Annotated in this window: 14 protein-coding genes and 2 rRNA genes; 9 read left to right on the top strand and 7 right to left on the bottom strand. The window is 56.5% G+C overall.

Annotated elements, in window-relative coordinates:
• Both U738_RS22595 and rrf read left to right on the top strand, forming a co-directional pair.
• Nucleotides 1-2,312 (top strand): 23S ribosomal RNA (locus U738_RS22595); the annotation flags it as partial.
• A 155-nt stretch (nt 2,313-2,467) separates the two neighbouring features.
• Nucleotides 2,468-2,583: ribosomal RNA gene (rrf, locus tag U738_RS22590) — 5S ribosomal RNA — on the top strand.
• Between the two features lie 195 nt (nt 2,584-2,778).
• Here the strand turns inward: rrf and hisC are convergent.
• The gene (hisC, locus tag U738_RS22585; RefSeq protein ID WP_081899180.1) at nt 2,779-3,840 is read right to left on the bottom strand and encodes a histidinol-phosphate transaminase; all 1,062 of its coding nucleotides are present in this window, start codon (nt 3,838-3,840) and stop codon (nt 2,779-2,781) included.
• A gap of 166 nt (nt 3,841-4,006) precedes the next feature.
• Between hisC and U738_RS22580 the strand changes: the two genes are divergently transcribed.
• From U738_RS22580 to mnmH, 4 genes are all read left to right on the top strand, one after another.
• The gene (locus tag U738_RS22580; RefSeq protein ID WP_035585624.1) at nt 4,007-4,453 is read left to right on the top strand and encodes a copper resistance protein NlpE N-terminal domain-containing protein; all 447 of its coding nucleotides are present in this window, start codon (nt 4,007-4,009) and stop codon (nt 4,451-4,453) included.
• Nucleotides 4,454-4,616: 163 nt separating this feature from the next.
• Nucleotides 4,617-5,987, top strand: a complete 1,371-nt coding sequence (gene radA, locus U738_RS22575) for a DNA repair protein RadA (RefSeq protein WP_035585770.1) — start codon at nt 4,617-4,619, stop codon at nt 5,985-5,987.
• A gap of 56 nt (nt 5,988-6,043) precedes the next feature.
• Nucleotides 6,044-7,081 (top strand): selenide, water dikinase SelD, encoded by a 1,038-nt coding sequence (selD, locus tag U738_RS22570; RefSeq protein ID WP_035585623.1) that lies wholly within the window; start codon nt 6,044-6,046, stop codon nt 7,079-7,081.
• Nucleotides 7,078-8,166 carry a tRNA 2-selenouridine(34) synthase MnmH gene (mnmH, locus tag U738_RS22565; protein WP_035585622.1) on the top strand — a complete coding sequence of 363 codons (1,089 nt, stop codon included), beginning with the start codon at nt 7,078-7,080 and terminating at the stop codon, nt 8,164-8,166. Before selD ends, mnmH begins: the two co-directional genes overlap by 4 nt.
• A gap of 21 nt (nt 8,167-8,187) precedes the next feature.
• Here the strand turns inward: mnmH and U738_RS22560 are convergent, their stop codons facing one another.
• Nucleotides 8,188-8,877, bottom strand: a complete 690-nt coding sequence (locus tag U738_RS22560; RefSeq protein ID WP_035585621.1) for a type 1 glutamine amidotransferase — start codon at nt 8,875-8,877, stop codon at nt 8,188-8,190.
• Nucleotides 8,878-9,000: 123 nt separating this feature from the next.
• Here U738_RS22560 and U738_RS22555 point away from each other — a divergent pair, with 123 nt between their 5' ends.
• Nucleotides 9,001-9,603, top strand: coding sequence for a YjaG family protein (locus U738_RS22555; protein ID WP_035585768.1), 603 nt, complete (start codon nt 9,001-9,003; stop codon nt 9,601-9,603).
• Between the two features lie 3 nt (nt 9,604-9,606).
• On the opposite strand, the gene U738_RS22550 is transcribed toward U738_RS22555, so the two are convergent.
• From U738_RS22550 to hisB, 5 genes are all read right to left on the bottom strand, one after another.
• Nucleotides 9,607-10,107 carry a hypothetical protein gene (locus U738_RS22550; RefSeq protein WP_035585620.1) on the bottom strand — a complete coding sequence of 167 codons (501 nt, stop codon included), beginning with the start codon at nt 10,105-10,107 and terminating at the stop codon, nt 9,607-9,609.
• 28 nt (nt 10,108-10,135) lie between these two features.
• Nucleotides 10,136-10,909, bottom strand: a complete 774-nt coding sequence (hisF, locus tag U738_RS22545; RefSeq protein WP_035585619.1) for an imidazole glycerol phosphate synthase subunit HisF — start codon at nt 10,907-10,909, stop codon at nt 10,136-10,138.
• The gene (gene hisA / locus U738_RS22540) at nt 10,906-11,652 is read right to left on the bottom strand and encodes a 1-(5-phosphoribosyl)-5-[(5-phosphoribosylamino)methylideneamino]imidazole-4-carboxamide isomerase (RefSeq protein ID WP_035585618.1); all 747 of its coding nucleotides are present in this window, start codon (nt 11,650-11,652) and stop codon (nt 10,906-10,908) included. The genes hisF and hisA overlap by 4 nt, the downstream gene beginning before the upstream one ends.
• 11 nt (nt 11,653-11,663) lie before the next feature.
• Complete coding sequence (gene hisH, locus U738_RS22535; RefSeq protein WP_035585617.1) at nt 11,664-12,305, bottom strand: imidazole glycerol phosphate synthase subunit HisH; 642 nt, start codon at nt 12,303-12,305, stop codon at nt 11,664-11,666.
• A 76-nt stretch (nt 12,306-12,381) separates the two neighbouring features.
• The gene (hisB, locus tag U738_RS22530; RefSeq protein ID WP_035585616.1) at nt 12,382-12,975 is read right to left on the bottom strand and encodes an imidazoleglycerol-phosphate dehydratase HisB; all 594 of its coding nucleotides are present in this window, start codon (nt 12,973-12,975) and stop codon (nt 12,382-12,384) included.
• Between the two features lie 197 nt (nt 12,976-13,172).
• Between hisB and U738_RS22525 the strand changes: the two genes are divergently transcribed.
• Nucleotides 13,173-13,655, top strand: a complete 483-nt coding sequence (locus U738_RS22525) for a GNAT family N-acetyltransferase (protein WP_035585615.1) — start codon at nt 13,173-13,175, stop codon at nt 13,653-13,655.
• Nucleotides 13,655-15,994, top strand: a complete 2,340-nt coding sequence (locus tag U738_RS22520; protein WP_035585614.1) for an AsmA family protein — start codon at nt 13,655-13,657, stop codon at nt 15,992-15,994. Before U738_RS22525 ends, U738_RS22520 begins: the two co-directional genes overlap by 1 nt.
• Nucleotides 15,995-15,998 lie beyond the last annotated feature (4 nt).

Raw genomic sequence — 15,998 nt, 5'->3', positions numbered from 1 at the left:
ATTCAGTGGCGAGGTTAACCGTATAGGGGAGCCGTAGGGAAACCGAGTCTTAACTGGGCGACACAGTCGCTGGATATAGACCCGAAACCGAGCGATCTATCCATGAGCAGGGTGAAGATTGAGTAACATCAATTGGAGGCCCGAACCAGGATCTGTTGAAAAAGATTTGGATGACTTGTGGATCGGAGTGAAAGGCTAATCAAGCTCGGAGATAGCTGGTTCTCCTCGAAAGCTATTTAGGTAGCGCCTCACGTAGTACCGCCGGGGGTAGAGCACTGTTTCGGCTAGGGGGTCATCCCGACTTACCAACCCGAGGCAAACTCCGAATACCGGTGAGTAACGCGTGGGAGACACACGGCGGGTGCTAACGTCCGTCGTGAAAAGGGAAACAACCCAGACCGTCAGCTAAGGTCCCGAAATCCTGGTTAAGTGGGAAACGATGTGGGAAGGCTCAGACAGCTAGGAGGTTGGCTTAGAAGCAGCCATCCTTTAAAGAAAGCGTAATAGCTCACTAGTCGAGTCGGCCTGCGCGGAAGATGTAACGGGGCTAAACCAGGTACCGAAGCTACGGGTTCATCCTTTGGATGAGCGGTAGAGGAGCGTCGTGTACGCCAATGAAGGTGGATTGAGAAGTCTGCTGGAGGTATCACGAGTGCGAATGCTGACATGAGTAACGATAAAGGGAGTGAAAAACTCCCTCGCCGGAAGACCAAGGGTTTCTGTTCGACGCTAATCGGAGCAGAGTGAGTCGGCCCCTAAGGCGAGGCCGAAAGGCGTAGTCGATGGGAAACGGGTCAATATTCCCGTACCGGACATGGTTGCGATGGGGGGACGAAGAAGGCTAGGTGAGCCAGGCGTTGGTTGTCCTGGTGAAAGTGAGTAGGCTGAGGGTTTAGGTAAATCCGGACCCTTTCAAGGCCGAGACACGAGATGAACTGACCACGGTCAGGAAGTCACTGATGCCACGCTTCCAGGAAAAGCCTCTAAGCTTCAGATCATGTGCGACCGTACCCCAAACCGACACAGGTGGTCAGGGTGAGAATCCCAAGGCGCTTGAGAGAACTCGGGTGAAGGAACTAGGCAAAATGGTGCCGTAACTTCGGGAGAAGGCACGCCGGCGTAGGGTGAAGAGACTTGCTCTCCTAGCCCGAACCGGTCGAAGATACCAGGTGGCTGCAACTGTTTATTAAAAACACAGCACTCTGCTAACGCGCAAGCGGACGTATAGGGTGTGACGCCTGCCCGGTGCCGGAAGGTTAAATGATGGTGTTAGCCGCAAGGCGAAGCTCTTGATTGAAGCCCCGGTAAACGGCGGCCGTAACTATAACGGTCCTAAGGTAGCGAAATTCCTTGTCGGGTAAGTTCCGACCTGCACGAATGGCGTAATGATGGCCACGCTGTCTCCACCCGAGACTCAGTGAAATTGAAATCGCCGTGAAGATGCGGTGTACCCGCGGCTAGACGGAAAGACCCCGTGAACCTTTACTATAGCTTCACACTGGACGCTGATGTTGCCTGTGTAGGATAGCTGGGAGGCTTTGAAACTCGGACGCCAGTTCGGGCGGAGCCAACCTTGAAATACCAGCCTGGCATCATTGGCGTTCTCACTCAGGTCCGTTATCCGGATCGAGGACAGTGTGTGGTGGGTAGTTTGACTGGGGCGGTCTCCTCCTAAAGAGTAACGGAGGAGCACGAAGGTACCCTCAGCACGGTCGGACATCGTGCATTGAGTGCAAGAGCATAAGGGTGCTTGACTGCGAGACAGACACGTCGAGCAGGTGCGAAAGCAGGTTCTAGTGATCCGGTGGTTCTGTATGGAAGGGCCATCGCTCAACGGATAAAAGGTACTCCGGGGATAACAGGCTGATACCGCCCAAGAGTTCACATCGACGGCGGTGTTTGGCACCTCGATGTCGGCTCATCACATCCTGGGGCTGAAGTCGGTCCCAAGGGTATGGCTGTTCGCCATTTAAAGTGGTACGCGAGCTGGGTTTAGAACGTCGTGAGACAGTTCGGTCCCTATCTGCCGTGGGCGTTGGATGTTTGAGAAGGGCTGCTCCTAGTACGAGAGGACCGGAGTGGACGACCCTCTGGTGTTCCGGTTGTCACGCCAGTGGCATTGCCGGGTAGCTATGGTCGGACGGGATAACCGCTGAAAGCATCTAAGCGGGAAGCCCCCTTCAAGATGAGACATCCCTGAGGCCTAGAGCCTCCTGAAGGGCCCAGCGAGACCAGCTGGTTGATAGGCACGGTGTGGAAGCGCTGCAAGGCGTTGAGCTAACGTGTACTAATGGCCCGTGAGGCTTGACCCTATAACACCCAAGGGGTCTGGTCGTGATGATGACGCAACATTCAAAGCCGGATACGCAGCGTGTGGCCCAAGCGACATAACGCCAGGGCGACAGGCAATGAGACGATCACAAGATAGCAAAAACGCTAGTCAGCATGATGTACATTAACAGTTACGCCTGACGACCATAGCACGCGTGAACCACCTGATCCCTTGCCGAACTCAGAAGTGAAACCGCTTAGCGCCGATGGTAGTGTGGGGTCTCCCCATGCGAGAGTAGGTCATCGTCAGGCACTTATTATGAAAAATCCCCCAGGGCTGATGCCTTGGGGGATTTTTTTTGTGTTGGGTGAAGGGTAAGTCGTGAATCGTGAGTAGAAAACGTTGGTGAATGGGGGTCTCCCCAATATCCTGTTCCGCCTCACGCCTCACGCCTCACGCCTCACGCCTCACGCCTCACGCCTCACGCCTCACGCCTCACACTAAGGCTATCCGCAGATTGTCTCCAGGGCTTCAATCAAACTATCCATCTCATCATCGGTGCCGATGGTGATACGTAGGAAGTTGTTGAGCTCGGCGGTATTAAAGTGGCGCACCAGAATGCCCCGCTCGCGCAGGCCCGTAAATAGCTGGGCGCCTGAGTAGTCGGGGTGCTGGGCAAGCACGAAGTTGGCCTTAGAAGGCAGCACCTCAAAGCCCAAATTTTCGAGGCGCTGACGGGTACGCTCACGGGTGGTAATCACATGCTCGCGGCAGGCTTCAAAATGCTCGACATCTTTCAGCGCGGCGATGCCTAGTAGGCTTGCCAAACTATCGACAGGATAAGAGTTAAAGGAGTCTTTTACCCGCAGCAGGCCATCAATCAACTCCTGTGAGCCCACCGCATAGCCCAACCGCAAACCTGCCAAACTGCGTGATTTAGAAAACGTGCCGGTGACCAGCAGGTTAGGATAGCGATCAATTAGCGCTACAGCGCTCTCAGCGCCGAAATCGACATACGCCTCATCCACTAGCACTACGCGATCAGTGACTCGCTTAAGCAGTGCCTCAATGGCCTCCAGCGGGTGCGCATGGCCGGTAGGCGCATTCGGGTTGGCAAAAATAACGCCGCTACGGTGCGTGGCCGCCGCCAGCGCATCAATATCGACTTCCCACAGGGCGTTAAGGGGATGCTTACGCAGCTCAACGCCATAAAGATTGGCGTAGACGGGATAGAAACTATAGGTGATCGTGGGTACGTCGAGGGGCGCGTTATGGCGGAAAAATGCCTGGAAGGCAAGCGCCAGCACTTCATCGGAACCATTGCCTACAAAGACTTGGCTGCTCGCTACCTGAAACGACTCCGCTAATGCTTCACGCAGCGCTGCAGAGGTTGGGTCAGGATAGAGGCGCAGATGGTCTGTCGCGTAATCGCGCAGCGCCTCACCGACACCCGGAGCGGGCGGGTAAGGATTTTCATTGGTATTGAGCTTAACAAGCTGCTCGCGTGGCTGCTCACCGGGCACGTAAGGGGTAAGTTCGCGAACGGCCGGACTCCAGTATTGGCTCATAGGGGTAACCTGATTATCCTAGCAAGGTACACCATGGTCGCTTGAAGGCTAACTAAGCGCAAGCATTCGCGTAGCTAGGGGTGTGCGTCGCACCTTGTAGCGGTTATGCTGTCACAAGTGCGCGTAAATAAATGTGATGTCCAACACGAGATTAAGGAGACACTCTATGCAACTTAAGAGTTTGCTGGCCGGTTCGGCCATGTTGGCACTGCTGGCTGGCTGTGCAAGCGGCCCTATGGAACAGCAGCAAGAGGAAGCGGCTGCCGCACAGCAAAATTACCAGGGCTCACTGCCTTGCCGTAATTGCGATGGTATCGATCTGGATGTCACCATGGTGGGTGAAGATATGAGTCCAGCTGAAGAACGCACCTTCACGCTGAACGCCAGCTACCGTAACCACCCTCAGACCCCGCCAGATGAAAACTACGCGGGTAACTGGGAAGTGCTAACAGGTACACCGTCTGACCCGGACGCTACCGTTTACGAGCTGACGCCCGATGGCGATGGTCAGATTTACTACTTCATGCGTATCGATGACAGCACGTTGGAGTTGATTGACCCAGAGCGTCGCCGCTTTGAAAATGGCGAAATGCTGCAGCTAAAGCGTCAGTAACGCGTTAGCCAGTAGTACAAAAGGCGGCCACTGGCCGCCTTTTGTGTTTGTAGCGGTGAATAGCGTAACGCAGGCAAGTGCAACAGGTTTAAGCAATTTAGCGCTTGTGGCAACTCAGCGAAGATAAGCCATAAAAGCTAGCAACAGTAGGAGTGTAATGGCAGTGGCTAAAGCCAAAAGCGCCTTTGTATGCACCGAGTGCGGCGCCGAATACCGTAAATGGCAGGGGCAGTGCAGCAGTTGCCAAGAGTGGAACACCCTCAGCGAAGTTCATTTGGCAAGCGCCCGCCCCGGTGGGGGTGCAACCCCCGGCCGATCTGGCTACGCGGGTGATCTGTCGCGCGAAGTGATCGACCTGGGTAATGTGGATCTCAGCGAAGTACCACGTATGAGTTCCACCTTCGCAGAGTTTGACCGTGTGCTGGGCGGCGGGCTTGTGCCTGGCTCTGCGGTGCTGTTGGGGGGCAATCCTGGCGCGGGTAAATCGACCCTACTGCTGCAAACGGCCTGCAAGCTGGCCCAGCAGCGTCGTATCCTCTATGTGACGGGGGAGGAGTCGCTCTCTCAGGTCGCCATGCGTGCCCATCGCTTACAGTTGCCCACCAATGGTTTGAAAATGCTGGCCGAGACCAGTGTAGAAACTATTCTGGCGGTGGCTGAGCGGGAGAAACCAGAGATTTTGGTGATCGACTCCATCCAAACCATGCATCTGGAAGATATAGCTTCTGCGCCTGGTGGCGTTGCCCAAGTGCGCGAGTCGGCCGCCGCGCTGACGCGCTTTGCCAAGAAGACCAATACCGTCTTATTACTGGTGGGGCACGTCACCAAAGACGGTTCACTGGCTGGCCCTAAAGTGCTTGAGCATATGATTGATGCCTCGCTGTTATTAGAAGGCGGTGCAGACTCACGCTTTCGCACCCTGCGCGGACAGAAAAACCGCTTTGGTGCCGTTAACGAGCTCGGCGTTTTCGCTATGCTAGAGCAGGGCCTTAAAGAGGTTAAAAATCCCAGCGCGATCTTTCTTTCCCGTCAGGAGGAGCAGGCCCCAGGTAGCTTAGTCATGGTCGTCTGGGAAGGCACTCGGCCGATTCTGGTCGAGGTTCAGGCGCTGGTGGATGAGTCCGCGCTGGGTAATCCACGCCGAGTCGCCGTCGGCGTGGATCAAAACCGTCTGGCCATGCTGTTAGCGGTACTTAATCGCCACGGCGGCCTGTTTACCGGCGACCAGGACGTATTTTTAAACGTCGTCGGAGGTGTCAAAGTGCTCGAAACCAGCGCTGATTTGGCAGTACTGTTGGCGGTGGTCTCTAGCCTGCAAAACCGAGCCCTGCCCAAAGAGCTGGTGGTCTTTGGTGAGGTTGGACTATCGGGCGAAATACGCCCGGTGCCCAGTGGTCAGGAGCGCATCGCCGAAGCCGCCAAACACGGTTTTCTACGTGCCATTGTACCCCGCGCTAATGCCCCCAAGCAGCCGCCCAAAGGTATGGAGGTCATTGCCGTGGATAAGCTTAGCGACGCGCTGGACGCTCTGTAGTATGCGCCATGCTGGGCTAAACTGATGATATTCCCCAAGTGCCAAGGAGAGACACGATGAGTTCGATTCGCTTGACCCAATATAGCCACGGCGCAGGCTGCGGCTGCAAAATCGCCCCAGATGTGCTGGATGGGATTCTGGCCAAGGCAGGGCCAGCGGCGGGCCATAAGCGGCTTATCGTCGGCAATCAAGGGCGCGAGGATGCGGCCGTCTACGATCTGGGCGATGGTCGCGGCATGATTGCCACCACGGACTTCTTTATGCCCATTGTCGATGACCCCTTCGATTTTGGACGTATCGCCGCCACCAATGCCATCAGCGACGTTTACGCCATGGGCGGCAAGCCAGTGATGGCGTTAGGTATTCTGGGCTGGCCGCTGGATAAGCTTAGCGCTGAAGTAGCGGGCGATGTAATGGCTGGTGCCCAGGCGGTGTGTCGCGAATTAGGCGTTGCTCTGGCCGGTGGCCACTCTATCGATGCGCCCGAGCCAATTTTCGGGCTCGCTGTGAACGGCTTGGTCGATCTAGACAAGCTCAAGCTAAACAGCACCGCCAAGCCCGGTGATCTGTTGTTCTTAACCAAACCGTTAGGCGTGGGTATGTTAACCACGGCAGAGAAACGTGGTTTGTTGGAAATGGGCCATCACGGGCTTGCCCGGGAAACCATGCTCAAGCCCAATAACATTGGCGTGAAGTTGGCCGATGTGAAAGGGGTGAACGCCATGACCGATGTCACTGGTTTTGGTTTAGCAGGCCACCTTGCGGAAATGTGCCAAGCCAGCAGTGTGATGGCACAAATTGATTTCCGTAAGCTGCCACGTCTCGCCGAGGCGGAGTCGTATCGTCGCCAGGGAGCTGTGCCTGGCGGTACGCTGCGTAATCGCGATGCCCTGGGTGAAAGCCTGCCCGCCATGGACGAAGCCCACTGGCAGTGGTTATGCGACCCACAAACCTCCGGCGGCCTGCTGCTCAGCGTTGACCCCGCCTGGGAAGATGACGTTGAGCGCATCGGTCGTGAATTCGGCCTGTCGTTACACTCATTTGGAGTAATGAAAGCGCGTCAAGGCAACGCCTCCATTGAGGTGGTCGGGTGACACTAGCCACGACGCCAGCGGTATTGAGTTTAATCAGAGAAGAGCAGCCGCTAATTGATGTGCGCGCCCCTGTGGAGTTTGCCCAGGGCGCGCTGCCGGGGGCCGTCAATCTGCCCTTGATGGTCGATAATGAGCGTCATCAGGTCGGTATTGCTTATAAAAGGCACGGCCAAGCCGCGGCGATTGAGCTGGGCGAGCGTTTAGTCAGCGGCAAGGTCAAGCAGGCCCGGATAGCGGCGTGGCAGACGTATTTAGCCGAGCATCCGGATGCGCTGATTTACTGCTTTCGCGGTGGGCTACGTTCAAAAATCGCACAGCAGTGGCTGGAAGAAGCCGGTATCTCAAGGCCGCGCTTAGAAGGTGGTTGGAAAGCCATGCGCCAAGCGCTGTGTGAGCGCATTGACGCGGCCGCGCTTCAACCCATGCTGGTTGTCTCGGGGCTGACCGGGTGTGCAAAAACGACGCTGATTAACCAGCTTGAGAACGGCGTTGACCTGGAAGCCTACGCGCACCATAAAGGCTCTGCCTTCGGGCGCAGGCCCGAAGAGCCTGCCACGCAAATCAACTTTGAGCATGCGCTGGCCAAGCGGCTAATTGGGCTGACGGAAGGGCTGGTCATCGAAGATGAGTCCCGCCAGATTGGTAATGCCAATATTCCCTTGAGCTTCTGGCGAGCGCTGCAGCAATCGCCACGGGTGCGTATCGAAATGCCGTTGGATTGGCGCCTCGCTCAAATCCAGCAGGACTATATTATCGATCTGGAGCTGGCCTATGCCGCTCGCCATGGCGATTATCAAGGCTGGCAATTAATGCAGGCGCAGTTAAGCAACGCGCTTATTCGGTTAGGAAAACGCTTAGGCAATGCGCGCCTGCAGCGCTTACAGCGGCTGCAGGCACTGGCCTTTAAGGAGCATGCCCAAGGCAACCCTCAAGCCCACGAAGCCTGGCTTGCGCCGCTACTTACCGAGTACTACGACCCGCTTTATCGCTACCACTTAGAGAAGCAGCGCGACGCTGCTCCGCCAGAAATCCATGTGGGTGATTGGGATAGTTGCTTAGCGGCCGTCAGGCAGTGGAACCGCTGACGGCCATATATCTTGCTGCGGTTACGCCGCTTTAAGCCACTGAGTCATAACGCGATCCAGTAGCGGCGCCAAATTAATAAAGCGGTTAGGGGTCTCAAGGATCTGCGCATCGTCCTGAATATAGCGGGCGGCGGCAGGCGATGCATTGGGCCACTCGGCAGTGCCCAGCAGCTGTTTTACGCTAGCCGCGGTGGCTTCCAGATGGCAGAGCAGGCCGATGACGCGCCCCCTGTCCCAGGCAAATCCTTGCAGCGGCGCTGCTTCGCTACCGCCTAAGGGAAAAGCATCGTCGGGTAGGCTGAAGACGTAGCGGTGCCACATAAAAGCGGTGAATGTTTCGGGTAAATCCAGCGCGCTTTCCGGCGCTAAGGTGACCGTATGCCAGCCTGTTTCAGCATAAGTGCCAGGCGCCACCACTGAGCCCAACGCCTGGGCAATCCAGTGAGCACCCACGCCAATACCCAACAGCGGCTTTTGGCCGTCCAGATAGCGGTTGATCAGTTTTTCTTCAGCTTTAAACCACCCCGCTGATTGGCTGAGCAGCGCCTCTGGGCCATCAAGCACAATCAGCGCATCAGATTCGCTTGGGCGGGGTGTTAGCTCACCTGCGTAGAGATGAAAAACGGTGTAACTATGGCCCATACTGGTTAGCCAGTCGGTTAAACGGGCGGGGCCATGGTCAGGGCCGTGCTGTAGCAGATGAATATGCATGGTAATCTCCTCGCCGGCCGTACAATCATCAAAGCGCTGGGGGATCACCCCAAGCGTATAGAGAAGATAACGTACCCGCTACTTTTCACCAATATCCCACGTCAAGCGATCCAGGAAATCACTATGGTGTCGAAACCTCAGGGCTTTTACCAACGGCTGCAAGAACTCACACTCCCTGCCCAGCAGGCCTTTATGGCGGCGCTGTGTGAGCGCTTGCTGCCTAACTATGTGCTTTATGAGCAAACCACTGGCCAGGGTGATAGCCATACGCTGCGTACTGTGCTGAGTTTGGTTTGGGAACGGCTTAATGTGCCCAATGCCAGTATCGACTTTGCCCGCCAAGCGGAAAAGCTCGCCGAGTGTGAGCCGCCGGAACAGGATGACAGCTTTGGTGCCCGGCGTGCCCTGGATGCGGTGGTGTCGGTTTCGGCGCTGCTGGACACCCTGCAAGGCGACTCCCCAGAGGCCGTGTTGGACGTGAGCCGCACCTCTCGAGCGGGCGTACGCGCCTTTATAGAGCTCACCGAGGGTGAGGTTGACTCCCAGGCGTTGGCGCTGATTATTCGTGATCATCCGCTAATGGCCGACGAAAATGACTTCCAGGACGCCGTGCTGGAAGCCGTTAGTGAACCGCTGGATAAAGCGGCGATGAAAGCGGTGCGCGAACTAGGTCACAATGGTGGTATCAGCAATCTAGGTTTAACGCTGGACGAGGTTGAGGAGTAGCGGTTAAAAGCGCACCCCTGCAGTTATCATCATGCCGGCGGCGCCAAATACAATCAGGTCAGATTCAAACCGGCCCCACTGGACACCGATACTGGGGAGTACTGCCGGGGCGATTTCCAAGTGATTGAGCGGAATCTTGTCGCGATACTCGCCCTGGTAGCCGCGCAGGAGCCCCCCGGTCAGTTTGGCGCGCACGTTTAACCCCTGATCGGTTTGCCAAAGAGGAAATTCCCGCCCTGCATAGAAGTACCATGACGGTTGATCAAAGGAGTTTTTGAACCAAGCCACGCCCGCTAGCCAGTTATTCGGATTATGCAGTTCAATGCTGATCAGGTCTTGCTGGTTAGTGTGTTCCGGGTCGGGGCTGAAGTGGCGGGTATAAAGGCTGGTTTGCACCAGGGTATGATCCCACTCCAACGACGGAGGCCAATCAGAGAACGCTGTAGCAGGCATACTAAACAGCAGGCCTGCTAGCCATCCCATCCATGGATGTGAGCGAAACATTCGACGTTCCTTGTTGATAAAGGGCATTTTAAAGGCGCATTTCAATACCGCGTTCGGCCATATAGCGCTTCGCTTCAGGAATGGTGTACTCGCCAAAGTGGAAAATGCTCGCGGCCAGCACTGCGTCGGCGCCACCTTTGAGTACGCCATCGACGAAGTGATCCAGGTTGCCCACACCACCTGAGGCAATGACTGGCACGCTCACCGCTTCGGAAATCGCATGGGTCACGCCCAGGTCAAAACCAATCTTGGTGCCGTCGCGATCCATGCTAGTGAGCAACAGCTCTCCCGCGCCGAACTCCACCATCTTCTTCGCCCACTCAACGGCATCCAGGCCTGTTGGGCGGCGGCCACCGTGGGTGAAAATCTCCCAGCGAGGCGTTTCACCCTCTTCAGAGACCCGCTTGGCGTCAATGGCCACCACAATGCACTGGCTACCAAAACGCTCGGCGGCTTCGCGCACAAACTCAGGGTTGTTGACCGCCGCGGTGTTGATCGAGACTTTGTCTGCCCCGGCGTTCAACATGGTGCGAATATCGTCACAGCTGCGAATGCCGCCACCGACGGTCAGCGGGATAAATACTTCCCCAGCGATGCGCTCGACCATCTCCACCGTGGTGTCGCGGTCTTCGTGGCTGGCGGTAATATCGAGAAAGGTAATCTCGTCGGCGCCCTGCTGGTTATAGCGCTGGGCAATCTCCACCGGATCACCGGCATCGCGAATGCCGACAAAATTAACGCCTTTGACTACGCGTCCGGCGTCTACGTCCAGGCAGGGGATAATGCGTTTAGTAAGGCTCATGAGCCGCCTCCCGTTAGTTGGTCGCTCAATCGCTGGGCTTCGGCAACATCCAGGCTGCCTTCATAAATCGCCCGGCCAGTGATCGCGCCCAAAATACCGCTGTCAGCCACCTCGCAGAGTGCTGTGATGTCGTCCAAATTGGTTACACCACCCGAGGCAATCACCGGTAAACCACCTTCACGGGCCAGCGCAGCGGTGGCTTCCACGTTGACGCCCTGCATCATGCCGTCGCGGGCAATGTCGGTGTAGACGATGCTGGAAACGCCATCGTTGGCGAAACGCTTGGCAAGCTCAGTGGCTTTAACCGTAGAGACCTCTGCCCAACCGTCGGTGGCAACATAGCCATCTTTGGCATCCAGCCCCACAATCACATGGCCGGGGAAGGCGCGGCACATCTCGCCCACAAATGCAGGCTCTTTTACCGCTTTGGTGCCGATAATGACGTAAGAGACACCGGCACTTAAATAATGCTCAATGGTTTCCGCACTGCGAATACCGCCACCAATTTGAATCGGCAGGTTGGGGTAGGCGCGGGCAATCGCCGTAACAGCGTCGCCATTCATCGGCTTGCCTTCAAAGGCGCCGTTTAAATCCACCAGGTGCAGTCGGCGGGCGCCTGCCTCTACCCAGCGGGCCGCCATAGCGACTGGGTCATCTCCGTAGGAGGTCGCGTCTTCCATGCGGCCCTGTTTCAACCGGACACACTGGCCATCTTTGAGATCAATAGCGGGAATTATCAACATACAAAATCCTCTCAGGGCGTCCAGGTGACAAAATTTTCAAGCAGTCGAAGGCCTGCGCGGGAGCTTTTTTCCGGGTGGAACTGCACCGCGAAGGTCGAATCCCGGCCAATGGCCACATGGGCGCTTACCTTGCCGTATTGAGTCGTGCCAAATACCTGGGCATCTTCCGCGGCATTCACGTAGTAGCTGTGCACAAAGTAGAAGTGTTCGCGGTTATCAATACCGGCCCACAAGGGGTGTTCATGGTGCTGCTCGACCACGTTCCAGCCCATATGGGGGACTTTCAGGCGTTGTTCGTGGGCATCGCGCATATCGCCTGGGAAGCGATCCACGCTGCCTTTAAAGAAGCCCAGGCACTCCACGCCGCCATTCTCTTCGCTGCGCTCCAGCAGCATCTGTTGACCCACGCAGATTCCCAGCAGCGGTTTAGCCTGGCGGGTTAAAATATCGTCCACCAGCCCGCGTAATTCGGTGCGCTCAAGTTCGCCAACGCAGTCGCGAATGGCCCCTTGGCCAGGCAGTACCAAGCGGGTCGCGCCCAGGATGCGGCGCGGGTCGCGGGTAATGACGACATTCTCATGGGTCACATGCTCCAGCGCTTTGGCCACGGAATGTAAATTACCCATTCCATAGTCGATTACAGCAATGGTCATGAAGCGCTCCTTGGAGAAGTGGACAAAATAGGGCTAACGGCACAGCCCGTGGCATCGCGCAGGCTACAGCGCAGCATTATAAGCTCCCTTTGGTGGAGGGCATTTGGCCTGCCATGCGCGGGTCTTCCGCCACGGCCATACGTAGCGCCCGGCCGAAGGCCTTAAAAATCGTTTCCGCCTGATGGTGGGCATTAAAACCTTTAATATTGTCGATATGCAGCGTTACGTGGGCATGATTGACGAAGCCTTGGAAAAACTCCCAGAACAGCTGAGTGTCCATACTGCCGATGGTATCGCGAGTAAACTCTACGTTCATGTGCAGCCCTGCCCGACCAGAAAAATCGATCACCACGCGCGAGAGTGCTTCATCAAGGGGGACATAGGCGTGCCCATAGCGGTAAATACCGCGTTTATCGCCAATGGCTGCAAAAAACGCCTGGCCTAGCGTAATACCCAGGTCTTCTACGGTATGGTGGTCGTCAATATGCAGGTCGCCATTGGCGTTGATGTCGAGATCGATCATCCCATGGCGGGCAACTTGATCAAGCATATGATCCAGAAACGGAACGCCGGTTTGGCAATTGAGACGGCCTTCACCGTCGAGATTGACGCTGACCTTGATCTGCGTTTCGTTGGTGTCACGGCTAACCGTGGCAATACGCGCTGACATGTTGCATCTCCTGCGCTAAGGCGCACTCTGAGGGACGGCCGATGGCTCTGCATCAACTTACCATTATTTGATCAGCCTATGGCGAAGCGACCATTATAGTGAATCGGCGCCTTCATCCGCTACAATGCGCGAAATGTAGCCGCAATCAATTGCGGCAGTAATAGCAGCCAGGCTGCTTTGGCGAAGAGGATTTCACCATGCCGGTGACACTGCACCATGTCGACCAGGCCCGTTGGGAGGCCGATGAGCAGGTGCGCCTTGATCTGATGCGCATCTACCAGGATGCGCCCCAAGAGCGCATGCCCACTCCAACGGTTGAGCCATTTATTGAACAACATTTTGCAGGCCAGCACTTTTTTGCCTGTGCACTTTTCAATGACCGGCTGCTGGGGGCCGTTGCCGTTCAAGAGGGCGAAGACCGAGCGTGGTGGCTTTCAGAGCTCTGCGTGCGCAAAACCACCCGCCGCCGTGGCGTCGGTTCGCGCTTAATGGCCCTGCTGGGCGAGCAAGCCAAGCAGGAAGGCCGCGTTCTGCGCATTGAAACGTCTACCTTACCACTGGCCGACCGTGTGCTGCTCTCCAAGCTAGGTTACCGGCCAATGGCTAATCCAGAGACTCCGGCGGCGGGAATGCCCGCCACCAGCGATTTTGTTGAGCTAGACCCACAAGGGAAAGGGTAATGAAACAACTATTACGTATTGTACTGGCAGCCGTCGGTATTCTTGCCATCGTCGCGGTCGCCGCCGTGGTCTATGTGACCACCTTTCTGGATCCAGAAGACTTTAAGCCCCGTTTAACCGCCGTTGTTGAAGAGCAAACCGGGCTCAACTTGGCGCTGGAAGGCCCCATTACCTGGTCATTCTACCCGCGTATCGGCGTTAGCGTAGAGAAAGCCCGCGCCTGGTTGCCCGAGCAGGCCGAAGATAGCGCTGCTTTTGCGGCGATTGACCGCGCGGAAGTGAGCGTGGCATTCGGCCCGTTGCTACGTGGGGAAATTGCCGTTGACGGCCTAACGCTAGACGGTATGCGCCTTAACCTGGAGCGCGACGCTCAAGGCGAAGGTAACTGGGAACCCTTGTTAGAACGCCTCTCTGAACATAATGAGGGAGCGGCTGAAACGGTGCTGGCACCCGCCAGTGCAGGCCCCAATGCAGACGCAGGTAGCCTGGCGGTGGTATTAAGTATTGCCAGCGTTGAAGTGAAAAATGCCGATATTCGCTTCCGCGATGCGCAAACCCAAGCGCTGTGGCGCATGCAGCAACTGAATATCTCGGGTAGCAACGTTAACCCACTGCGCGCCTTCCCATTGAAGGCCATGTTTACGCTGACCAAGCATAATCGACTTGATGCCGAAGTATTGGAACGCACCCCCGATCTTACCAGCGAGATTAATCTCGAAACGCGCGTGCGGCTTGGCTTGGCGGATAAGCTGTTTGCCCTGGAAAATATGGCACTGACCACCCGAACGACTAAAGGCGCAGAGGGCGAGCCACAGCAGCTCAGTTTAAAAGCCGCCGAACTCGTTGCACGTATGGGCGAACAGCAACTGACCATTAAAGAAGGGCTGCTTGAAACGGGCCTGCGCAATGCGGATAACTGGCAGGGTAGTTTGGCGCTGGCCCTTGCCTTTGGTCTGGAGAGCGATTGGCAGGCACAAACGGCCCAGTTGAAAGAGCTACAGCTCACCGGGCCGGATGGTCTCAGGGTCAGTGGGCACCTTAATATTGAGCAGCTGCGCGATGCGCCGCGCTACCGTGGCCAGCTAACGGCAGCCCCGTTTACGCTACGCCCCTGGCTGGCCCGTGCAGGCGTTACGCTTACTACAGCGGGTGAGTTGGCGCTCAGCGATGTGGCCATGACCAGCCCTATTGAAGGCGATGCCGAGCAGTTCTCACTGCCTAGCCTTTCGTTGGTAGTTGACGACAGTACCTTTACCGGTGAACTATCGGCCGCGCTGGATGGCTCACGCTTGGCGTTCGATTTAGCCGGTGACCAACTAGACCTTGATCGCTATCTTCCCGGTGAGGCCACCGCCAAACAGGCGAGTCGCGGCTTGCTACGCAAAGCCTTTGCTCAGGAAAACAACACATTAGTGCCGCAATCGTTGCTCAGCGGGCTGGCGTTAGAGGGCGACCTGAGCGTGGATACGCTTATTTTTGCGGGCCTGACCTTCAACAATCCACGCTTGCAACTGCGTGGCGACGACGGCGTTCATCGGCTAACGGCGTTTGAGTCAGGCTTCTATGAGGGTGAACTCAGCGCTACCGGCCAGGTTGATGCTACGGATTCCATCCTTGAGTGGGCGCTATCGCCGACTATTAACAACGTTCAGGTGGCGCCGTTGATTGAAGCGATCAGTGAAAAAGAGGAGGCATCACCACTGCGCGGTCGCTTTAATTTAACCGGGGATGTCACCAGTCAGGGCAATACCCGTGAAGCGCTTATCGGCAACCTCAATGGCGCGCTTAATGCTCGTCTAAACGAAGGCGCGATTTTGAATACCAATATTTCCAAGCAGATGTGCGAGCTGGTGGCTCAGCTAGAAGGGCAGGGCACCTTGCGGGATTGGCACACCGATACGCGCTTTGAGCGTTTTGATGCGACTTTCCAGATTAGCAACGGTTTAGTGGAGAGTGACGACCTGCTAATTACCCTGCCCGGCATCGATGTGCGCGGAGAAGGCGAACTCAATCTCGCTAGCTTGAACTTCGATAGCCGTGCTAATGCTCGCTTGGTCGACACCGCTGACGCGGCCTGTGAGGTTAATCCGCGTCTGGAGCAACTGCCGTTACCCGTGCGCTGTGAAGGTAATTTCGGCGATGAGCGTACCGAGTGGTGCCGCTTTGACCGCGAGATGTTCCAGACCGCCGTGGTTGACCTGCTGCGTAACGAAGCCGGGGATCGAGTGGATGAAGAGCTGGAAGAGCGGTTGGGCGACTCGTTAGACGAACTAGATGAACGCCTTGGCGAAGGCGCTGCTCAAGAACTCCGCGACGGCCTGCGTAGTCTGTTTAACTGAGTAT

This window comes from Halomonas sp. TG39a, assembly GCF_000744395.1.
GTDB lineage: Bacteria > Pseudomonadota > Gammaproteobacteria > Pseudomonadales > Halomonadaceae > Vreelandella > Vreelandella ventosae_B.
The sequence above is the reverse complement of the archived record's forward strand: the minus strand, read 5'-3'. Positions and strand labels throughout refer to the sequence as shown.

Coding starts and splice junctions, on each gene's coding strand:
- hisC (WP_081899180.1), bottom strand. CDS start 3,840: ATGAGCCAATACTGGAGTCCGGCCGTTCGCGAACTTACCCCTTACGTG.
- U738_RS22580 (WP_035585624.1), top strand. CDS start 4,007: ATGCAACTTAAGAGTTTGCTGGCCGGTTCGGCCATGTTGGCACTGCTG.
- selD (WP_035585623.1), top strand. CDS start 6,044: ATGAGTTCGATTCGCTTGACCCAATATAGCCACGGCGCAGGCTGCGGC.
- U738_RS22560 (WP_035585621.1), bottom strand. CDS start 8,877: ATGCATATTCATCTGCTACAGCACGGCCCTGACCATGGCCCCGCCCGT.
- U738_RS22555 (WP_035585768.1), top strand. CDS start 9,001: ATGGTGTCGAAACCTCAGGGCTTTTACCAACGGCTGCAAGAACTCACA.
- U738_RS22550 (WP_035585620.1), bottom strand. CDS start 10,107: ATGTTTCGCTCACATCCATGGATGGGATGGCTAGCAGGCCTGCTGTTT.
- hisF (WP_035585619.1), bottom strand. CDS start 10,909: ATGAGCCTTACTAAACGCATTATCCCCTGCCTGGACGTAGACGCCGGA.
- hisA (WP_035585618.1), bottom strand. CDS start 11,652: ATGTTGATAATTCCCGCTATTGATCTCAAAGATGGCCAGTGTGTCCGG.
- hisH (WP_035585617.1), bottom strand. CDS start 12,305: ATGACCATTGCTGTAATCGACTATGGAATGGGTAATTTACATTCCGTG.
- hisB (WP_035585616.1), bottom strand. CDS start 12,975: ATGTCAGCGCGTATTGCCACGGTTAGCCGTGACACCAACGAAACGCAG.
- U738_RS22525 (WP_035585615.1), top strand. CDS start 13,173: ATGCCGGTGACACTGCACCATGTCGACCAGGCCCGTTGGGAGGCCGAT.
- U738_RS22520 (WP_035585614.1), top strand. CDS start 13,655: ATGAAACAACTATTACGTATTGTACTGGCAGCCGTCGGTATTCTTGCC.